The 17,267-nt window shown below is 64.4% G+C and carries 16 protein-coding genes; 5 read left to right on the top strand and 11 right to left on the bottom strand.

Annotated elements, in window-relative coordinates; all coding sequences use genetic code 11:
* Positions 1-241 precede the first annotated feature (241 nt).
* Both AC0L2O_RS14895 and AC0L2O_RS14890 read left to right on the top strand, forming a co-directional pair.
* The gene (locus AC0L2O_RS14895; protein WP_473370243.1) at positions 242-1,906 is read left to right on the top strand and encodes an L-lactate permease; all 1,665 of its coding nucleotides are present in this window, start codon (positions 242-244) and stop codon (positions 1,904-1,906) included.
* A gap of 135 nt (positions 1,907-2,041) precedes the next feature.
* Complete coding sequence (locus tag AC0L2O_RS14890; RefSeq protein ID WP_473370242.1) at positions 2,042-2,440, top strand: META domain-containing protein; 399 nt, start codon at positions 2,042-2,044, stop codon at positions 2,438-2,440.
* Positions 2,441-2,450: 10 nt separating this feature from the next.
* On the opposite strand, the gene AC0L2O_RS14885 is transcribed toward AC0L2O_RS14890, so the two are convergent.
* The 3 genes from AC0L2O_RS14885 to AC0L2O_RS14875 all read right to left on the bottom strand — a co-directional run bounded on the left by AC0L2O_RS14885 (position 2,451) and on the right by AC0L2O_RS14875 (position 5,515).
* Positions 2,451-2,783, bottom strand: a complete 333-nt coding sequence (locus tag AC0L2O_RS14885) for an AtuA-related protein (protein WP_473370241.1) — start codon at positions 2,781-2,783, stop codon at positions 2,451-2,453.
* Positions 2,784-2,858: 75 nt separating this feature from the next.
* Entirely contained in the window at positions 2,859-4,193 is a 1,335-nt protein-coding gene (locus AC0L2O_RS14880; protein ID WP_369720933.1) for an acyclic terpene utilization AtuA family protein, read from the bottom strand.
* 11 nt (positions 4,194-4,204) lie between these two features.
* Positions 4,205-5,515 carry a CitMHS family transporter gene (locus AC0L2O_RS14875; protein WP_409191825.1) on the bottom strand — a complete coding sequence of 437 codons (1,311 nt, stop codon included), beginning with the start codon at positions 5,513-5,515 and terminating at the stop codon, positions 4,205-4,207.
* Between the two features lie 112 nt (positions 5,516-5,627).
* On the opposite strand from AC0L2O_RS14875, the gene AC0L2O_RS14870 reads away from it, so the two are divergent.
* Positions 5,628-6,539 carry a LysR family transcriptional regulator gene (locus tag AC0L2O_RS14870; RefSeq protein ID WP_409191826.1) on the top strand — a complete coding sequence of 304 codons (912 nt, stop codon included), beginning with the start codon at positions 5,628-5,630 and terminating at the stop codon, positions 6,537-6,539.
* A 91-nt stretch (positions 6,540-6,630) separates the two neighbouring features.
* On the opposite strand, the gene AC0L2O_RS14865 is transcribed toward AC0L2O_RS14870, so the two are convergent.
* The 3 genes from AC0L2O_RS14865 to AC0L2O_RS14855 all read right to left on the bottom strand — a co-directional run bounded on the left by AC0L2O_RS14865 (position 6,631) and on the right by AC0L2O_RS14855 (position 10,143).
* The gene (locus AC0L2O_RS14865; protein WP_473370240.1) at positions 6,631-7,842 is read right to left on the bottom strand and encodes a hypothetical protein; all 1,212 of its coding nucleotides are present in this window, start codon (positions 7,840-7,842) and stop codon (positions 6,631-6,633) included.
* A 211-nt stretch (positions 7,843-8,053) separates the two neighbouring features.
* Entirely contained in the window at positions 8,054-9,685 is a 1,632-nt protein-coding gene (groL, locus tag AC0L2O_RS14860; RefSeq protein ID WP_369720937.1) for a chaperonin GroEL, read from the bottom strand.
* Between the two features lie 161 nt (positions 9,686-9,846).
* A complete protein-coding gene (locus AC0L2O_RS14855; protein ID WP_369720938.1) occupies positions 9,847-10,143 on the bottom strand; it encodes a co-chaperone GroES in 297 nt (98 codons plus the stop codon).
* A gap of 319 nt (positions 10,144-10,462) precedes the next feature.
* Here AC0L2O_RS14855 and AC0L2O_RS14850 point away from each other — a divergent pair, with 319 nt between their 5' ends.
* Positions 10,463-10,984 carry a hypothetical protein gene (locus tag AC0L2O_RS14850; RefSeq protein WP_369720939.1) on the top strand — a complete coding sequence of 174 codons (522 nt, stop codon included), beginning with the start codon at positions 10,463-10,465 and terminating at the stop codon, positions 10,982-10,984.
* A gap of 249 nt (positions 10,985-11,233) precedes the next feature.
* On the opposite strand, the gene AC0L2O_RS14845 is transcribed toward AC0L2O_RS14850, so the two are convergent.
* On the bottom strand, positions 11,234-12,013 hold the full coding sequence (locus tag AC0L2O_RS14845) for a protein phosphatase CheZ (RefSeq protein WP_369720940.1): 780 nt from the start codon (positions 12,011-12,013) through the stop codon (positions 11,234-11,236).
* A gap of 314 nt (positions 12,014-12,327) precedes the next feature.
* Here AC0L2O_RS14845 and AC0L2O_RS14840 point away from each other — a divergent pair, with 314 nt between their 5' ends.
* Positions 12,328-13,128, top strand: a complete 801-nt coding sequence (locus AC0L2O_RS14840; RefSeq protein ID WP_473370239.1) for a L,D-transpeptidase — start codon at positions 12,328-12,330, stop codon at positions 13,126-13,128.
* A gap of 226 nt (positions 13,129-13,354) precedes the next feature.
* Here AC0L2O_RS14840 and AC0L2O_RS14835 read toward each other — a convergent pair whose 3' ends face one another.
* From AC0L2O_RS14835 to hisG, 4 genes are all read right to left on the bottom strand, one after another.
* Positions 13,355-14,176, bottom strand: a complete 822-nt coding sequence (locus AC0L2O_RS14835) for a DUF2076 domain-containing protein (protein ID WP_473370238.1) — start codon at positions 14,174-14,176, stop codon at positions 13,355-13,357.
* A gap of 125 nt (positions 14,177-14,301) precedes the next feature.
* The gene (locus AC0L2O_RS14830) at positions 14,302-15,147 is read right to left on the bottom strand and encodes a ChbG/HpnK family deacetylase (protein WP_473370237.1); all 846 of its coding nucleotides are present in this window, start codon (positions 15,145-15,147) and stop codon (positions 14,302-14,304) included.
* Positions 15,144-16,190 carry a glycosyltransferase family 2 protein gene (locus tag AC0L2O_RS14825; protein WP_369720944.1) on the bottom strand — a complete coding sequence of 349 codons (1,047 nt, stop codon included), beginning with the start codon at positions 16,188-16,190 and terminating at the stop codon, positions 15,144-15,146. The genes AC0L2O_RS14830 and AC0L2O_RS14825 overlap by 4 nt, the downstream gene beginning before the upstream one ends.
* 99 nt (positions 16,191-16,289) lie before the next feature.
* Entirely contained in the window at positions 16,290-17,267 is a 978-nt protein-coding gene (hisG, locus tag AC0L2O_RS14820; protein ID WP_473370236.1) for an ATP phosphoribosyltransferase, read from the bottom strand.

Here is a 17,267-nt window from a genome sequence, read left to right as displayed (position 1 = left end):
CGCTTAGACTAAAGTCGCAAATTGTGCAATTTGCGTTGGCTTGTCCGGGCTTGCGACCCTAGCATGGGCGCAACGGCGCGGGGTGGGGGCCTCCGGGACTTCGCGGGCTTGTGAGCGGGCGGGAACAGCCGCATTCGCAACAGATTCGCAAAAAGTGCACAGGCGCCCTCAGCATCACGCCAGGCAGGCTCCGCATCCACGCTGGCGGCCTTGCCACATAAACGCGTGGGGGAGGAAGATTATGTGGAATCAAATCTACGATCCGCTGCACAGCCCGGTGCTGTCGACGATCGCGGCGGCGGTACCGGTCGTCACGCTGCTGGTCCTGATCGCAAGCGGGCGCGTTCAGGCTCACATCGCAGCCATCGTCGCCGTGATCGTGACCAACCTGATCACGATCTTCGTTTTCACGATGCCGGTGAACATGTCGATCCGCGCCTCGATCCTGGGCATCGTGACCGGCTTCTTTCCGATCGGCTGGATCGTCCTCAACGTCATCTTCCTCTACCAGGTGACGGTGACGACCGGGCGCTTCGAGCTTTTGAAGCGTGCTGTTGGCGGCGTCACCGAGGACCGGCGGCTGCAACTCCTGCTGATCGCCTTCTCCTTCGGCGCCTTCTTCGAGGGCGCTTCGGGCTTCGGCACGCCGGTGGCGATCACCGGTGCCGTGCTGATCGGCCTCGGCTTCTCGCCGCTCGCGGCTAGCGGCCTGTCGCTGATCGCCAACACCGCGCCGGTCGCCTTCGGTGCGCTGGGCACGCCGATCCAGGGTCTCGCCTCGGTCACCGGGCTCGATCCCTACATTCTCGGCGCGATGGTCGGGCGGCAATTGCCGCTGTTCTCGCTGATTGTACCGTTCTGGGTGGTGTGGGCGTTCGCGGGCTGGAAGGGCATGAAGGACATCTGGCCGGCGATCCTCGTCACCGGCGTATCGTTCGCGGTCCCGCAATTCGTGATCTCGAACTACGTCAATCCCTGGATCGTCGATATCGGCGCGTCACTCATCTCGATGGGCGCTCTGATCCTGTTCCTGAAGGTGTGGCAGCCGCGGCAGCTCTGGTTATCGCCGGCACTGCGCGGTCACGATGAATCAGCTTCGACCATGGCCACGGCAAAACCGCTCGACAAGACGCCGCTCACGCAGGGCGAACTGTTCAGCGCGCTGCTGCCGTGGATCATCGTCTGCATCGTGATGCTGATCTGGGGCAACGGCGCGTTCAAGACCTGGGCAAACGGCATCTTCACCTGGAACTATCCCGTTCCCGAACTGCACCAGATGATCAACAAGATGCCGCCGGTGGCCCCAGCACCGACCAAGGAAGGCGCGGTGTTCGGCTTCACCTACCTGTCGTTCACGGGTACGGGCATGCTGATCGCGGCGATCATCTCAGGCTTCCTGATGGGCGTCGGTCCCGGCAGGCTGCTGACCGAGTATGGCCGCACCATCCGGCTCTGCGCGATCTCGCTGATCACGATCTCGGCGATGCTCGCAATCGGCACGCTGACGCGGCTGTCCGGGGTCGACGCGACGCTGGGTCTCGCCTTTGCCGCAACCGGCGTGCTCTATCCCTTCTTCGGCACGCTGCTCGGTTGGCTCGGCGTGGCGCTGACCGGGTCGGACACGTCCTCGAACATCCTGTTCGGCAACCTCCAGAAGATCACCTCGCAGCAGCTCGGCCTGTCGCCGATCCTGATGGCGGCGGCGAACTCGTCCGGCGGTGTGATGGGCAAGATGATCGATGCGCAATCGATCGTGGTCGCCTCGACCGCCACCAACTGGTACGGCCATGAGGGCAAGATCCTGCGTTTCGTGTTCTGGCACTCGATCGTGCTGGCCTCGCTGGTCGGCGTGTTCGTGACGTTGCAGGCCTATGTCTGGCCGTTCACGGCGCTCGTCCTGAAATAGCGGGCGACGTCCGGCTTCGACGCAAATCCCCGCGGGCTCGTCCTGCGGGGATTTTTGTGGCTTGAATCGGCGAACCTTCTCAAACGCCTCGCCGTCTTATAGAAGATCGGCAAATCGGGTCGGTCGAGAGGTCTCATGGTTTCGTTGAAGCGGATGGTATGTGCGGCGGCTGCGGTGCTTGCGATGTCCACTATCGCACGTGCGGAAGAGGGCTTCCCCTTCGGCACCGAGATGACGCTCGAGGCAGTGCCCCAGCCCGGCTCGAAACGGATCCCGAACATCGAGATCGGCGACAATGGCGAGGTCGTGCTCGAGCTGTGGTGCAAGGCCGGCAGGGGCCAGTTTTCGGTTGCCGGCAACACCGTGATCTTCGTGCCCGGTCCAATTCAGGACCGTTCCTGTCCGCCGGCAAAGGCCCAGGCCGACGACGATCTCGTCGCGGCGCTCGCGGCCGTCGAGACCTGGAAGCGCCAGGGCGACATGCTGACCCTGATCGGCCCGAAGCCGCTGCGCTTCCGCACCAACGGAAACTAGCGCTTTCCAATCATCCGTTCCTTGACGCGGAATGCAGGGTGTCGGGCACATCCATGTCCAGCAAGAGCGAACTCAGCGACTTGCCATGCGCGTCCAGTGCAAGCGATCGCGTGACGCCGCCGCCGAGAGCGCCGGTCATCACGAAGTTCAGGGCACCGATCGACGGCAGTTCATAGCGGGTGACAGTCCCGATGACGATGCCACTGAAGGCCTGCTTCACGCGCTCGGCTGTGACGTAAGACCGAAGCGCCTCGTAGTCGTTCGGATCGTAGGCGATCAGCGAGATGTTCGATGTGTTGCCCTTGTCTCCGGTGCGGGAGTGGGCAATGTCGCGCAACTTCATGATGAGGAGGCTCGCTGTTCAAGATCCGGGGTTAGCGTACGTTTCCTGTTCGTCTGCACCCTTGAGCCGGGCGGCTTATGCTTCGAAGATTCGGACTGACGTCGTGACTTGTGTTTCGGGAACGAGGGTCGATGCGACCGCGATCACCTCGCGCGCCGATTTCCAGGCCCCGCCACCGCCGGCCGGGCCATTGGTGTAGAGCGTTTCGACTTCCTCGCCGACGCGTGCCGCTTCTGCGAGCGTCTCGGCACGCCCGGCAATGCGAATCCTGACTTCGTAGGGGTCGTGGCTCTCGGACCGGCCCTCACCGTGCAAGGCGCTGACGCCGATCAGATCGCTCCGCAACTCGGTCAACTTGACACCCGTCAGCGCCAGACGCTCGCGCACGATCTCGCAGGCGAGCTTGCCGCGCGCGACAGCGCCCGGGCCGGCGTAAGACATCTGACCTTCGCCGATGTAGCTGTCGACATAACCGACGGAGACCTTCAACTGACCGGTCTTCGACACGCCGCCTGCTCCGGTGACGTGGACGCGGTCTTGGCCGACCTCATCGATCCGCACCTGGGAGAAGTCTGCGATCACATCCGGCTGGACATAACGCGCGGGATCGTGGATCTCGTAGAGCAACTGCTCTTTGACCGTGGCGGCCGTGACCTGGCCGCCAGAGTCGGCGACCTTGGTGATGACGAGATCGCCATCTTCCCGCACCTCTCCGATCGGGAAGCCGAGGCGGGCGAGCCCTTCGACATCCTTACGGCCCGGGTCGGCGAAATATCCGCCGGTGATCTGGCCGGCGCATTCGAGCAGATGCCCGGCTAGTATTCCCTTTCCTAGCAGCGGCCAATCGTCCAACGCCCAACCGAACTCGTGGAGCAGCGGCCCGAGGAACAGCGAGGGATCGGCGGCGCGACCGGTGATGACGACATCGGCGCCGAGCGCCAGGGCCTGCGCGATGGATGCACCGCCCAGATAGGCGTTGGCGGAAACGATACGGTTGCCCAGCTCGTTCACCGTACCGCCGATGTCAAGCTGGTATTGCGGCGTCCTCACCGCAGCGAGAACGTCGTCGCCCGTCACCGCGGCGACTTTGAGCCCAGCCAGCCCCAGTTCACGGGCGATCGCTCTCGTCGCCTCGGCGGCCGATACCGGATTGGCGGCTCCCATATTCGTGACGATACGAACCTTGTTCGCACGGCAAGCGGGCAGCACCGCCCGCATCCGGGTCGTCAGCAGCGGATCATAGCCCGCGCCCGGATCCTTCAGCCTGGCTGCCTGCGCCAGCGCGATCGTGCGCTCGGCCAGGCATTCGAACACGAGGTAATCCAGCTTGCCGTGCACCGCGAGCTCGACAGCTGGTTCGATCCGGTCGCCGGAATAGCCCGCACCTGATCCAATCCGGAGTGTTCGCATCGGAGATCTCGCTAAAACGTGAAAATGCCGAACAGGACGCCAGCCATCGTCATCACAAGAGATGCCGCGAATAAAAACGGGATCGAGAATTTCTGATGATCGGCCAGATCAATCCCGGTCAATCCTACCACCAGGAAGGTGGCCGGCGTGAGCGGACTGACGGGGAAACCGGTCGTCATCTGTCCGAGCAGTGCGGCCTGCGCCAGCTGTACCTTGGGGACGCCGAGTTGGCCACCGACCTCCGCCACCACGGGCAAGACGCCGAAGTAGAAGGAGTCGGGGTCGAACAGGAGACTAAGTGGCATGGAGATCGCCCCGAGTGCAACCGGCATGAATTTGGCCGCGCTTGCAGGCACAAATCCGACCGCCGCCTGCGCCATCGCCTTCAGCATGCCCGAGCCTTGCATGATGCCGGTAAAGACGCCGGCTGCGAGCAGCACCGACGCCATCAACAGCGCCGCCTTGGCATGCGCATCGATGCGTTGGCGCTGCGCATCGACATTCGGGTAGTTGATCAGCAGCGCAAGACAGGTCCCGACCATGAAGACGATCGCCGGGGTCAGCTTGTCGCCGAGCGCGACCATGATGCCGAGGACCAGGATGGTGAGAAGGATGTTGATCCAGAATTTGTCGGGACGCCGCAGCTTGAGCTCGGATTCGGAGAGCGTCCGCCGAGCGGTCATGTCGATCGCCGCGCCTTTCTCGAGGCCAAGCCGCTTCTCCTCCCTGCGACCGAGCCAATAGGCGACGCCAAAGATGAAGACGATGCCGACCAACTGAACCGGGATCAGCGGATTGAAGATCTCGGGTATCGGCAATTTGAGTGAAGCCGATGCGCGGATCATCGGGCCGGTCCAGGGCAGGAAGTTCACGCCGGCGGCGAGCGACGCCGCGCAGGCCAGAATACGCCGATCGAGACCGAGACGATCGTACAGTGGCAGCATGGCGGGGATGGTGATGAGGAAGGTCACCGCTCCAGAGCCGTCGAGGTGGATCAGCAGTGCGAGCAGCGTCGTACCCATGACGATCCGCGTCGGCCTCGTGCCGACGGTCCGCAGGATCCGGTCGATGATGGGGTCGAGCATGCCGGCGTCGGTCACGATCCCGAAGAACAGGATCGCGAACACGAACATGCCGACAACCGGGGCCAGGCTTTGCAGGCCGCTGACGATGAACTTGCTGGTGTCCCAGCCGAAGCCGCCCAGCAGGCAGGCAACCAGCGGTACGAGGATGAGAGCGATCAGCGGCGACATGCGTTTCGTCATAATCGCCACAAGCAGGACCGCGATCGTCGCGAGTCCCAGCCACGCCAAATTGAGCATATCTCCCACCTGATGTCTGTTCCGGACTCGTGCCCGGCGGTTGGGCGGAATTGAGCGCGCGGCTTCCGATTATTCAATTGAATTTATTCAATGCCAGCAATAGACAAAGCCTATGGATATCAACGTCAGGCAGCTCCGCTCTTTCGTGGCGGTCGCGAAATTGCGCAGCTTCACACAGGCGGCATCCGCGCTGCACGTTTCGCAGCCGACGCTCACGGTCCAGATCAAGCGGCTCGAAGCCTCGCTCGGCCTCAAGTTGTTCGACCGCAATCCGCGTTCGGTGGCTTTGACCAGGATGGGGCGCGAGCTGCTGCCCGCACTCGAACGCACTCTGCAGGATCTCGACTCCGTTCTCAGCGACGCGCGGGGTGACGCCTCCGAGCAGCGCGGTGTGGTCCGTATCGCGGCATTGCCGTCCTTCGCAGCTGGTGTCCTGCCCGACGTGATCGGGAGATTTCGCGCGCAGCATCCCGGCGTGACCTTCGCGTTGAAGGACGTGATCGCGAGCCGTGTGCTGGCGCTTATCCGGTCCGAGGATGTCGATCTCGGCCTGACCGGCGGCGACGTGTCATTCCCGGACATCGAGACCATCTTCACCGCGCACGACGAGATGAGCGTCGTCTATCCCGACAAGCATCCGATCGGCGAGCAGCGACGGATCACGGCACGCGTGCTGGCGAACTATCCGCTCGTCATGATGGACCAGGGCACCAGTGTGCGCGCCGTCACCGATCTGGCGTTCAACCGGGCGGGGCTTCTGCCCACGCCAGCCTCCGAGGCCACCTACATGATGACGGCGATCGGCATGGTGCGCGCCGGGATCGGCCTGACCATCCTCCCCGCCTCAGCCCGGGAAATTGTTGCCGAACCCTCGCTGCGAAGCCGGAAGATCAGTGACACCAATTTTTCGCGCCCGGTCGGCCTGATCAAGCGAGCGCAACGGACACTTCCGCCGGTGAGCCGGCTGTTCGCGGATTTCCTCATGGCCAGCAAACGCAGCATCTTCAAGAGAAGCAGGCCTTAGTCACCGCGAGCTATCAGCTCACTCGAAGACAGCAGCCGCGTTTGCACTCACCGAGCTTCGGATCGGCGGCGCTTGCGCGCCAACACCCGACCTACTTCCACACCGACTTGTCGGCGTCCCAGCGCTGGCCCTTCAGCTCCCTGGTGAGCGCCTCGATCGAGCCGTTGTCGTCAGGTTGGTCGCTCTCCTCGTCGGCTGCCGCCTCATCCGATAAATTGAGCTTCGCGCCGCTGCTCTCGTCGGCGGTGGTGGTCGCAGGGCTGCCGATCCAGAGCATCAGCTTGTCGGTCGTCCCCGGCTTGTCGGCGGCGACAAGGCCTGCGACCTCGATCGTGTCAGTGAGTTCGAGGGCCGGGAAATCCTGGTTCGGCCGCTTGAACACCAGCTTGAGCTTGCCCGTGGCGGGGTTGAAGGCCTGCGAGACCGGCTTGGCCGCAAGCGTCCGGCTCAGCACACCCGCAACCGCAGCGGCGAGCTTGTCGCGGTTGATCCTGTCGCCGTCGCGCCAGTCGGCCGCGGCGATGCGGATGGTGCGGTCCATCTCGGCCATCCCGGAGGTCCAGCCTGCGGCGGTGACGCCCGGCGTCGCCTTGAATTTCGCGAGCAGTGCGGCGGAGCGCTCCGGATCGACCGACATGTTGATGGTCTGCTCGCCGGCGCGCAGCGCGTCGCAGCCGACGGTGAGGCTCGCCAGCGTCACCTCGACATCCTGGCCTTTGAGGCTCTTCAGAAAGTCGGTCGCCGCGTCCAGCTTGACCTTGACCGCGATTGCTTCCGGCGAGACTTCGGTAAAATCCTTGGGCTGCGGCGTGATGCCGTCGTCGGTGGTCTGGTTGTCGAGGAATTCCTTCTCGCTGAGATCGGAATTGTCCGGCGAGGTCACCTCGGTCACGCTCTGGCCGATGCCGATCTGGCCGCGGAATTCGAAGGTGTCGCCGGTCGGCTTGCGCGAGAGCTTGACGGTGACCGGCGCCTTCTCGCCGAGGCTCTGCGTGGTGCCGGTCAGCGTCTGGCCGGCAACCTGGAGATTGACGACGAAGCGGTCCTTGCGGTCGGAATTCTTTGCGACGGGGTAGCAGACGTCCAGCACGGCCGCCGTCACCGTTTTGCCCGAGCGCGTTTCCTTCAGGATCACGTCGGCATTGCCGTCCATCAATCCGTCGATCGAGGTGAAATAGCGCGTCTCCGTGCCGCCGGGCGCCGCCGCCTTCGGTGAAAGCTTCATCTGGGCGGAGGCGGAATGCGGCGAACCCGCAAGCAGAGCGGCCAAAAGAATTGTCGGGCAAACCAGCAGCGCGCGCATCGACGTCGTCCTCGAGCAATGGAGCATGATCTGGACCCGGAGGGCCGCGTTAGCGAAAAGTGTGAAGCGGTTTTCCGAAAACATCATGCTCGAACATAGAATCGGCGCCACCGTAATGGGTTTTGGCCGCCGGTTGAAGCTTGGGCCATGGTCGGCAAAAAAGAAGGCCGCCCGGAGGCGGCCTTCGCAACATTGCAATGGAACGGACGGCCTAGAAGCCGCCCATGCCGCCGCCGGCCGGCATCGCCGGGGCCGCTTCCTTCTTGGGCATCTCGGCGACCATGGCCTCGGTGGTGACCAGCAGGCCGGCGATCGAGGCGGCGTCCTGGAGCGCGGTGCGCACCACCTTGGCGGGGTCGATGATGCCCTTCTCGACCATGTCGACATAGGCTTCGTTCTGGGCGTCGAAGCCGAAGGTCTCGGACTTGTTCTCCAGGATCTTGCCGACGACGATGGAGCCTTCGAGCCCCGCGTTCTCGGAGATCTGGCGGACCGGGGCTTCCAGTGCCTTCAGCACGATGTTGATGCCGGCCTGGACGTCGGCATTGGGGTTGGTGAGACGGCCGACCGCCTTCTTGGCGCGCAGCAGCGCGACGCCGCCGCCGGGGACGATGCCTTCCTGCACCGCGGCGCGGGTGGCGTTGAGCGCGTCCTCGACGCGGTCCTTCTTTTCCTTGACCTCGATCTCGGTCGCGCCGCCGACGCGGATCACCGCGACGCCGCCGGCGAGCTTGGCCAGCCGCTCCTGGAGCTTCTCGCGGTCGTAATCCGAGGTGGTCTCCTCGATCTGCGCCTTGATCTGGCCGACCCGCGCCTCGATCTCCGGCTTCTTGCCGGCGCCCTTGACGATGGTGGTGTTCTCCTTGTCGATCACCACCTTGCCGGCACGTCCCAGCATCTTCACCGTGACGTTCTCGAGCTTCATGCCGAGGTCTTCGGAGATGAGCTGGCCGCCGGTGAGGATCGCGAGGTCCTCCAGCATGGCCTTGCGGCGATCGCCGAAGCCCGGCGCCTTGACGGCGGCGACCTTGAGGCCGCCACGCAGGCGGTTGACGACCAGGGTGGCCAGCGCCTCGCCCTCGACGTCCTCGGCGATGATGACGAGCGGCTTGCCCGACTGCACCACGGCTTCCAGCACCGGCAGCATGGCCTGCAGGCCGGAGAGCTTCTTCTCGTGCAGGAGGATGTAGGCGTCCTCGAGCTCGGCGGTCATCTTCTCGGCGTTGGTGACGAAGTAGGGGCTGAGATAGCCGCGGTCGAACTTCATCCCCTCGACGATGTCGACTTCGGTATCGAGCGACTTGTTCTCCTCGACGGTGATGACGCCCTCGTTCCCGACCTTCTGCATCGCCTGGGCGATCATCTTGCCGATGGCGCTGTCGCCGTTGGCCGAGATGGTGCCGACCTGGGCGACTTCGGAGGAGGCGGCGACCGGCTTGGCACGCTTCTCGATGTCCTTGATCACGGCTGCGACCGCGATGTCGATGCCGCGCTTGAGGTCCATCGGGTTCATGCCGGCGGCGACCGACTTGGCGCCTTCGCGCACGATGGCCTGGGCCAGCACGGTCGCAGTGGTGGTGCCGTCGCCGGCGAGGTCGTTGGTCTTGGAAGCGACCTCACGGACCATCTGGGCGCCCATGTTCTCGAACTTGTCCTCGAGCTCGATCTCCTTGGCGACGGTGACGCCGTCCTTGGTGATGCGGGGCGCGCCGAACGACTTCTCGATGAGGACGTTGCGGCCCTTCGGGCCGAGCGTCACCTTGACGGCGTTGGCGAGAATATCGACGCCGCGCAGCATGCGATCGCGCGCGTCTCCGGAAAACTTGACGTCCTTGGCAGCCATGATCTGCAATCCCTGTTATTCGTGATGTGTCTTGTTTGGTGATGTGTCTTGTGTGCTCGTCGCATCAATTCCGGGATCCGTGGGTCGAACCCGGCGGAACGATGCATGCCCGGATCTGACGATCCGGGCATGGTATTCAGCGGCCGTTCAGGGCTCTGGCCTTAGGCCATCACGCCCATGATGTCCGACTCTTTCATGATCAGGAGATCTTCGTTGTCGATCTTGACCTCGGTGCCCGACCATTTGCCGAACAGCACGCGGTCGCCGACCTTGAGGTCGATCGGGATCAGCTTGCCGGCCTCGTCGCGCCCGCCGGGACCGACGGCGATGACTTCGCCCTGGGACGGCTTCTCCTTGGCGGTGTCGGGAATGATGATGCCGCCCTTGGTCTTTGCCTCGGCATCGATACGTTTGACCACGACACGGTCATGCAGTGGACGAAATTTGGACTTAGCCATGACGTTTCCCTTTGGAGGCTCGGTTTTCCGAAAGCAGCGGAAGTGGGTGAGGGCAGCGCTGCCATCCACCCTCTTCCCGAGGATCGAACGGCGCGCTTAGCAATCGGTGTTTCCGAGTGCTAATAGTACGCCCGGGAATATGGCTTGGCTGCGATCCTGTCAAGCAAAGGTGGTTAAGCGATTGGTGAGGCGGATATAGGATGGTGAGTTCGGAAGCTCGATTCCGGTGCGGGCGTATATCAGGACGTCATTGCTCCGGCAGCATTTTTGCGCTTGGCTGCGGGAGGGGTGCGGCCGTGGTCTTGTTTGGGGGGAAGCGATGATCAGTTCAGCACATGCGCGCACGGTTGCCCATCTGGCGGCGGCCTCTTGCCTGGCGCTGCTGCTTGGCGCCTGCGGCGGCGGCATGAGCCTGCCGTCCTTCTCGTCGTCGCAGCCGGCGCCCGAGTCCGAGCCCGGCCAGGCGCCGGAAATGCCGGCGTCCATCCGTGCCGACGAGATCGTCGGCCGCTGGGGTCTGGCCTCGTTCCAGAACCCGGCCGATCGCGCCCGCACCGAGGCGGCTGCGCGGGCCCAGTGCAAGAATCCCTACGTGATCGGCGCCGGCACCTCCGGCGGCGTGGTCATGCATCTGGCCGACCAGGCGACCCCGCAGGAACTGCGGCTGAAGGGCTCGCCAGGCGGCAAGAACTATATCGGCCCGCCCGGCCCGACACCCGGCGAGCAGGACCGCGAGATCGTCTCCTTCGACGGCCGCGTCATGATCACCCGCTTCGTCGACAAGGACGCCGCCACCCGCTACGGCAACATGGTCTACGTCCGCTGCGCACCAAGGGCGTAAGGCGGACCGCGCTGCTTCTTTCCCTCTCCCCTTGTGGGAGAGGGTGGATCGCCGCGTAGCGCGGCGAGACGGGTGAGGGGTTTCTCTCCCCGCGTTAAACTCTCACTTTCGAGTTTGCTGAAACAACCCCTCATCCGGCGCTTCGCGCCACCTTCTCCCACAGGGCGAGAAGGGAAGCAGCTGTGCAAGACAATAAACAAAAAACGCCGGCTTGCGCCGGCGTTTTGTTTTTTACTCTGTCGCGCCTACTCAGTCGAACAGCGCGTCGATATCGTCCTGCGAGGCGTGGCCGACGTCGCCAGCGAGCTTCGGGCCGTTGAGGAGCTTTTCGTCGTCGCTGCGGCTGTCGGCCTGCGGCACCACGTGGGACTTGATGGCGTCGACGCCGCCCCAGATCTCCATCATCGCGTTGATGTGCTGCTCGATGAATTTCATCGTGCCCATGACCTTGCTGATGCGCTGGCCAGTCAAGTCCTGGAAGTTGCAGGCCTCGAAGATCGAGATGACGCGTTCCTGGATGTCGTCGGCGAGCCGCTTCTGCTGGTCGGCCGATTGCACCTTGGTCATCGCGCTGGCCGCCTGGTCGATCGACTCCGCGGCTTCGAGGATCTGCTGGGTGGCCTGCTCGGTACCACCGACCACGGCGCCGAGCTCGCCATTGACCTTGGCCATTTCGCCGCCGTCGAAGCTCTTGCCGTGCAGGGTCGCGATTTCGCGCTTGGTGCGGTCGATGGCGTCATGGATCAGGTCGAGCTCGACCTTCAGCTTCTCGCACTGTTCGATCTGGGCCCGGTAGGTCTCGAGCTTGACGCGGGCGTCTGAGAGCTCCTGCTCCGTCGTGGCGTCGATCACCGCCATGGCTGCGCTGCCGGACAAGGGCACGCTGCCCTTGGCCATCTGTGCGCGGATCGCACGCAGCTCGGCCATGATCTCGCTATGCATCGGGCCTGCCTCTTCGGTTTCGTCAAGAATTGGCATTTCGCCACCGACGATATCTTCGACACGAAAACGTTTGCGGTGAATTGCCATCAGGATACTCCCCCCACCTCACTCACGCGTCTTTTTAGGCAGAACCGATTTAACACGAAGTTCACAGCCGGAACTGTTGTGCGGCGGTGCGCGACGGCGTGAAAACCGGCGATTAACCATGCACTTGCGGTGTTCACCGAAAATAAACGCTGATCGCCAAATTGCCCTTCGCCTGACGAGATGGTGAATCGAAACGCGGCTTCCGTTTACCAAACAAAACGGCTTTTGCTCTTTATTGACCACGTCGAGGACGCGGATCAGCCAGACGCGTTCGACGGCGAATGCAACTAGACGAAACAGTACAGAGTACGTCGATGTTCAAGAAAATGTCTGTCGCGCTGCTTGGCAGCGCTTGCACCTTCGTTGCCGGCGCGACCAGTGCCAGCGCCTTCGACAATAGCGTGCCGAACGATCCGCCAGCGGTGCTCTACCAGCCGCAGGTGCAGCCGGCGCCGGTGCGCGTCGCCTCCAATGCGAACATGGGCGGAGGCTTCATCGAGTTCCTCTTCGGCGATGGGCCCGGCCGCGGTCCCGCCTATGCACCGCAGCAGCCGATGTATCAGCAGCAGCCCGGTTACAACGACCCGCGCCGTCTGCCGCCGATGGGCGAGCCGCAGATGCAGGGCGCAGCCGTGCAGCAGGAGAGCGTCGATCCCCGGCAGCGCCAGTTTGATCCGAGGTTCGAAAAACAACTTGTTGACTATAGCGGCAAGGAAAGCGCCGGCACCCTGGTGGTCGATACGCCGAACAAATTCCTCTATCTCGTCGAGAGCAACGGCAAGGCCATGCGCTACGGCATCGGCGTCGGTCGCCCCGGCTTCACCTGGTCCGGCGTGAAGTCGATCACGGCCAAGCGCGAATGGCCGGATTGGACGCCGCCCGCTGAAATGATCGCACGCCGTCCCGATTTGCCGCGGCACATGGAGGGCGGCCCGGAAAATCCGCTCGGCGCGCGCGCGATGTATCTTGGCTCGACGCTCTACCGCATCCACGGCTCCAACGAGCCCTGGACCATCGGTACCAACGTCTCCTCCGGCTGCATCCGCATGCGCAACGAGGACGTCATCGACCTCTACGGCCGCGTCAACGTCGGCACCAAGGTCGTGGTGATGTGAGGTTTGTTCCCTCTCCCCTTGTGGGAGAGGGTGGATCGCCGCGTAAGCGGCGAGACGGGTGAGGGTTCTCTCCGCAATCACTTCTCTCGCAAGTCAATTCGCGGAGAGAACCCCTCATCCGGCGCTTCGCGCCACCTTCTCCCACAAGGGGAGAAGGAAGTTCTGAGCAAGACCTGCAAAATCGAAACGGCCGCCTATTCGGCGGCCGCTTTGGCGGGCAGGCAACTCACGCGTAATCGCTGCCGCCGTCGTCGCCGCCGCCGAAATCGCCGTCGTCGGCCAGGTCGACATTGCCGTCGTCATTGTCGTTCTGATTGTTGTCGTTCTGGTCGTCGTTGTTCGTCTGATCCGCGAAGCTCTGGCGCTGCTCGCCGCGATCACGGCTCGAGCCGATATCGTTGAGCCCGGCATCGCGGGCGAGCGAGCCGCCGGACTGGTCGCTGCCGCCCCATGGGCTGCCACCGCGGTCTCCAAACGCGCTGCTGTCGCCAAAAGCCTGGTGCGATCCGCCGCCCATCATGCCGCGGAAGCTCGAGAGCAGCAGCGAGCCGCCGACAACGCCTGCGGCGGCCGCTGCGGCCGTCCCCAGGAACGAGCCGCCGCCTCCGCCGACCGGTGGGGCGCCATAACCTTGGCCGTAGCCCTGACCGGGAGCCTGTCCGTAAGACGGTTGGCCATAACCAGGCTGTGCCTGCTGCATCGCCCCGCCGCTATTCCAGACTGGCCGCTGGTCGCGCGGCGGCACGTTCGGAACCGAGCTGCGCGAGGTGCCCGCGCCGAACAAGGTCTCGCGCATCGTATCCAGGAAGCCCCCGGACTGCGCCTGCTCTGGCGCATGTCCCGCCTCCAGCTCCTGGATGCGGGCATGGGCGCGCTTCAGCGCCTCATCCTGCAACAGCACGGTTTGCACCAGCGCATAGACCGCGCCGGGTGCCTTGCGTAAGCCGTCGGAGATCGCGGCGATCGCGTCGGGATCGCGCGGTGCATTTTCCAGTTTCGAAAGCCGGTCGAAAAGCTCGTCGACGAGTTGGCGTTCCTGCGGCGTCATGGTGTATCTCCCTCGCGCGAAACAAGCGTGACCGAGATGTAGGGTTCCATTGTGGCCCCAACAGTGGCGGCCGGATTAAATTTCGGTATGCGACAAGCTGCCCCGCAGGCCAGCTTTCGCCGGTTTCATCCCAGTGTCACATTGCTGGCCGCGAGCAGGTCCGCGAATGCGTCGCTCTTGAGATAGGCATGCTCACGTTCGCGGACGTCGGTCATCGGGTCGAGGCCGGTGAGGATGTCGTCGACGAAACCTGGATGGCACATCACGAGGCCACCCTCGGGGAGGCCTTCCAGGAACTGCCGCATCAGTGCGCCGAAATCGGCGGCGCGGGTGAAGTCATAGGCGCCGGCAAATCCCGGATTGAAGCTGAGGCCTGCCTGGCCGGCGCGGCGGCGGAATTGCGCGCTGAGGATATCGAGCAGCAGCGCCTTCGGCGAGCTGAGCCGCTGCGCCAGCGGCAGGTCGCGCCCGCCCTGGCGCACCCAGGCGCCTGGCGCGGCTTCGCTGACCGCATCGATGAAGCCGTCGCGCACCTGCGGAAACAGCTGCACATGCTGGTGGCCGTCGACGAAATCCGGCGCGCGGCCGAACGCTTCCGCGAAGGCCGCCGATTGCGCCTTCACCTCGTTGCGGAAGAACTCGCGGTCGAGACGCCGCATCACGCCCGCGCGCAGGAGCTTGGGGAAAGCCAGGAACATGTCGCCGTCGAGCGGGCGGAAATGCATGGTCAGCGGCCGGAACGGCGCCGACAGCGTCACATGCAGTCCGATCGCGCAACGCGGGCTCGCCTTCGCCGCGGCCTGGAGCGCATCGATCTCGCGGCGCTCGATCGCGGGACCGACCATCATCACCGACGTCGCATTGAGGCGGCCGCGCTCGATCAGGTCGCGGATGGCGCGGTTGACGCCCGGGCTGATGCCGTAGTCGTCGGCGCAGAGCCAGATCCGCCGCGGCGTCGCGGCCGGGCTCATTCGGCCGCCGTCCTGCTCGACGCGTCGTCGGCTTTGCCGGCCTCAAAATGCTTTTCGCTGTGCTCGGCGACGAAGTAGATCGGGCGCGCCTTCAATTCGGAGAGGATCTTTCCGATGTATTCGCCGACGATGCCGATCATGATCAGTTGCACGCCGCCGATCGTCATCAGGCCGATCACGAGCGAGGGATAGCCGGGCACCTGCTTGCCGGTGGTCAGGACCTCCCACAGGATCGACAGGCCGAACAGGAAGGCGCCCCCGGCCAGGATGACGCCGAGCAGGCTGGCGAAGCGCAGCGGCGCCACCGAGAACGACGTCACGCCCTCGATCGACAGACCAAGCAGGCGCGCGGCGCTGAAGGTTGTCACACCATGGATGCGGGGCGCCGGCTCGTAATCGACCCGGATCTGGCGGAAGCCGATCCAGCTTGCGAGACCCTTGAAGAAGCGGTTGCGCTCCGGCAGCTGCCGGAGTGCCGCCACCGCGCGCGGCGACAGCAGGCGGAAGTCGCCGGCGTCCTCCGGGATTTTCTGGCGGGCCCCCCAATTGATCAGCGCGTAGAAGCCGTGCACGGCGAGCCGGCGCAGGAACGGCTCATTGTCGCGATGCGCCTTGGCGGTGTAGACGACATCATAGCCGTCCTCGATCCAGTGCCGCACCAGCTGCTCGACCATGGCGGGCGGATGCTGGCCGTCGCCGTCCATGAACATGACGGCGCCGAGGCGGGCGTGGTCGAGCCCGGCCATCAGCGCGGCCTCCTTGCCGAAATTGCGTGACAGCGAGACCACCTGGACGTCGACCGTATCGGCCGGCAGGCTGCGTGCGATCGACAGCGACGCGTCCACGCTGCCGTCGTCGACATAAACGACCTCACAGGCGAGGCGATAGCGCTGCCGCAAGGTTTTGGCGAGATCGCAGATGCGCTGGTGCAGGGACACCAGGCCCGCCGCCTCGTTGTAGACGGGGACGACGATCGACAATCCCTTCGCGGCGGCACTGGCCGCGCTGGTCGTCAGGCCGGAAACGTCAGAGCCCAGCGTCATCGATCAAGGTTCCAGAGGCGTTCGAGTCGTCTTGCAAGTCGTCTCAACAGCATATGGTAGCTGCCGTTTCCTGTCGCCATGCTGAACGGACCTGGAGGTTCACTGCCGCAGGAAGGCGTCGAGCCTGGCGAAGAGCGGGTTCTCACGGTCGAACACATAGTCGAGCGAGACCACCGAGACGGTCTCGGCGCCATGCTCGCGCAGGAAGCTTGCCAGCGCGTAGAGCTGTCCCGGTGGGCAGTGCAGCGTCAGCATGCCCGACGAGGTCGGTCCGCCAAACGGGGTCTCGACGCCGAAGCGGCTGTGGGCCTCGGTGAGCAGGGCATCGTCGCACTGCCGGAAGCGGGTGCGGACCTCGCGGTATTTGTTGGCCCGCGCCCGTGCCGCGATGTGATCGAGAATGACGCGCGCCGTCTCGCGGGCCTGAGGCGACCAGTCGGCATGTTTCGAGGCGACCAGATTGGCCTGGCTGCGCAGGATCATGCCGTCGTCGAGCACCCGCAGGCCATTGGCGGCGAGCGTCGCGCCGGTGGTGGTGATGTCGACGATCAGCTCGGCGGCCCCGGCCGCCGGCGCGCCTTCGGTCGCGCCGGTGCTTTCGACAATGCGATAGTCGACGATGCCGTGGCTCGAGAAGAACGCGCGGGTGAGGTTGATGAACTTGGTCGCGACCCGCATCCGCATGTGATGCTGCTCGCGGAAGCCGGTGGTGACATCGTCGAGGTCGGCCATGGAGCGGACGTCGATCCAGGCCTGCGGCACGGCGACGACCACGTCGGCATAGCCGAAGCCCAATCCCTCGATCAGGGACACGCGCTCGTCTGCATCCGCGATGGTCTCGCGTACCAAATCTTCGCCGGTGACGCCGAGATGTGCCACCCCGCGCGACAGTTGCGAGGCAATTTCGCTCGCCGAGAGGTAGGCGACCTCGACATTATCGAGCCCCACGATCGTGCCGCGATAGTCGCGGGCGCCGCCGGCCTTCGACAACTTAAGCCCCGCGCGGGCGAAGAAGGCTTCGGTGTTCTCCTGAAGGCGGCCCTTGGAGGGAACGGCCAGAACGAACGGCGCGCTCAT

The sequence above is a fragment of the Bradyrhizobium sp. Kon10 genome, assembly GCF_055807395.1.
The sequence above is the reverse complement of the archived record's forward strand: the minus strand, read 5'-3'. Positions and strand labels throughout refer to the sequence as shown.

Bases quoted from the DNA above. Each gene is read 5' to 3' on its own strand.
- AC0L2O_RS14895 (WP_473370243.1), top strand. From the start codon at position 242: ATGTGGAATCAAATCTACGATCCGCTGCACAGCCCGGTGCTGTCGACG.
- AC0L2O_RS14890 (WP_473370242.1), top strand. From the start codon at position 2,042: ATGGTTTCGTTGAAGCGGATGGTATGTGCGGCGGCTGCGGTGCTTGCG.
- AC0L2O_RS14885 (WP_473370241.1), bottom strand. From the start codon at position 2,783: ATGAAGTTGCGCGACATTGCCCACTCCCGCACCGGAGACAAGGGCAAC.
- AC0L2O_RS14880 (WP_369720933.1), bottom strand. From the start codon at position 4,193: ATGCGAACACTCCGGATTGGATCAGGTGCGGGCTATTCCGGCGACCGG.
- AC0L2O_RS14875 (WP_409191825.1), bottom strand. From the start codon at position 5,515: ATGCTCAATTTGGCGTGGCTGGGACTCGCGACGATCGCGGTCCTGCTT.
- AC0L2O_RS14870 (WP_409191826.1), top strand. From the start codon at position 5,628: ATGGATATCAACGTCAGGCAGCTCCGCTCTTTCGTGGCGGTCGCGAAA.
- AC0L2O_RS14865 (WP_473370240.1), bottom strand. From the start codon at position 7,842: ATGCGCGCGCTGCTGGTTTGCCCGACAATTCTTTTGGCCGCTCTGCTT.
- groL (WP_369720937.1), bottom strand. From the start codon at position 9,685: ATGGCTGCCAAGGACGTCAAGTTTTCCGGAGACGCGCGCGATCGCATG.
- AC0L2O_RS14855 (WP_369720938.1), bottom strand. From the start codon at position 10,143: ATGGCTAAGTCCAAATTTCGTCCACTGCATGACCGTGTCGTGGTCAAA.
- AC0L2O_RS14850 (WP_369720939.1), top strand. From the start codon at position 10,463: ATGATCAGTTCAGCACATGCGCGCACGGTTGCCCATCTGGCGGCGGCC.
- AC0L2O_RS14845 (WP_369720940.1), bottom strand. From the start codon at position 12,013: ATGGCAATTCACCGCAAACGTTTTCGTGTCGAAGATATCGTCGGTGGC.
- AC0L2O_RS14840 (WP_473370239.1), top strand. From the start codon at position 12,328: ATGTTCAAGAAAATGTCTGTCGCGCTGCTTGGCAGCGCTTGCACCTTC.
- AC0L2O_RS14835 (WP_473370238.1), bottom strand. From the start codon at position 14,176: ATGACGCCGCAGGAACGCCAACTCGTCGACGAGCTTTTCGACCGGCTT.
- AC0L2O_RS14830 (WP_473370237.1), bottom strand. From the start codon at position 15,147: ATGAGCCCGGCCGCGACGCCGCGGCGGATCTGGCTCTGCGCCGACGAC.
- AC0L2O_RS14825 (WP_369720944.1), bottom strand. From the start codon at position 16,190: ATGACGCTGGGCTCTGACGTTTCCGGCCTGACGACCAGCGCGGCCAGT.
- hisG (WP_473370236.1), bottom strand. From the start codon at position 17,267: ATGAGCGCGCCGTTCGTTCTGGCCGTTCCCTCCAAGGGCCGCCTTCAG.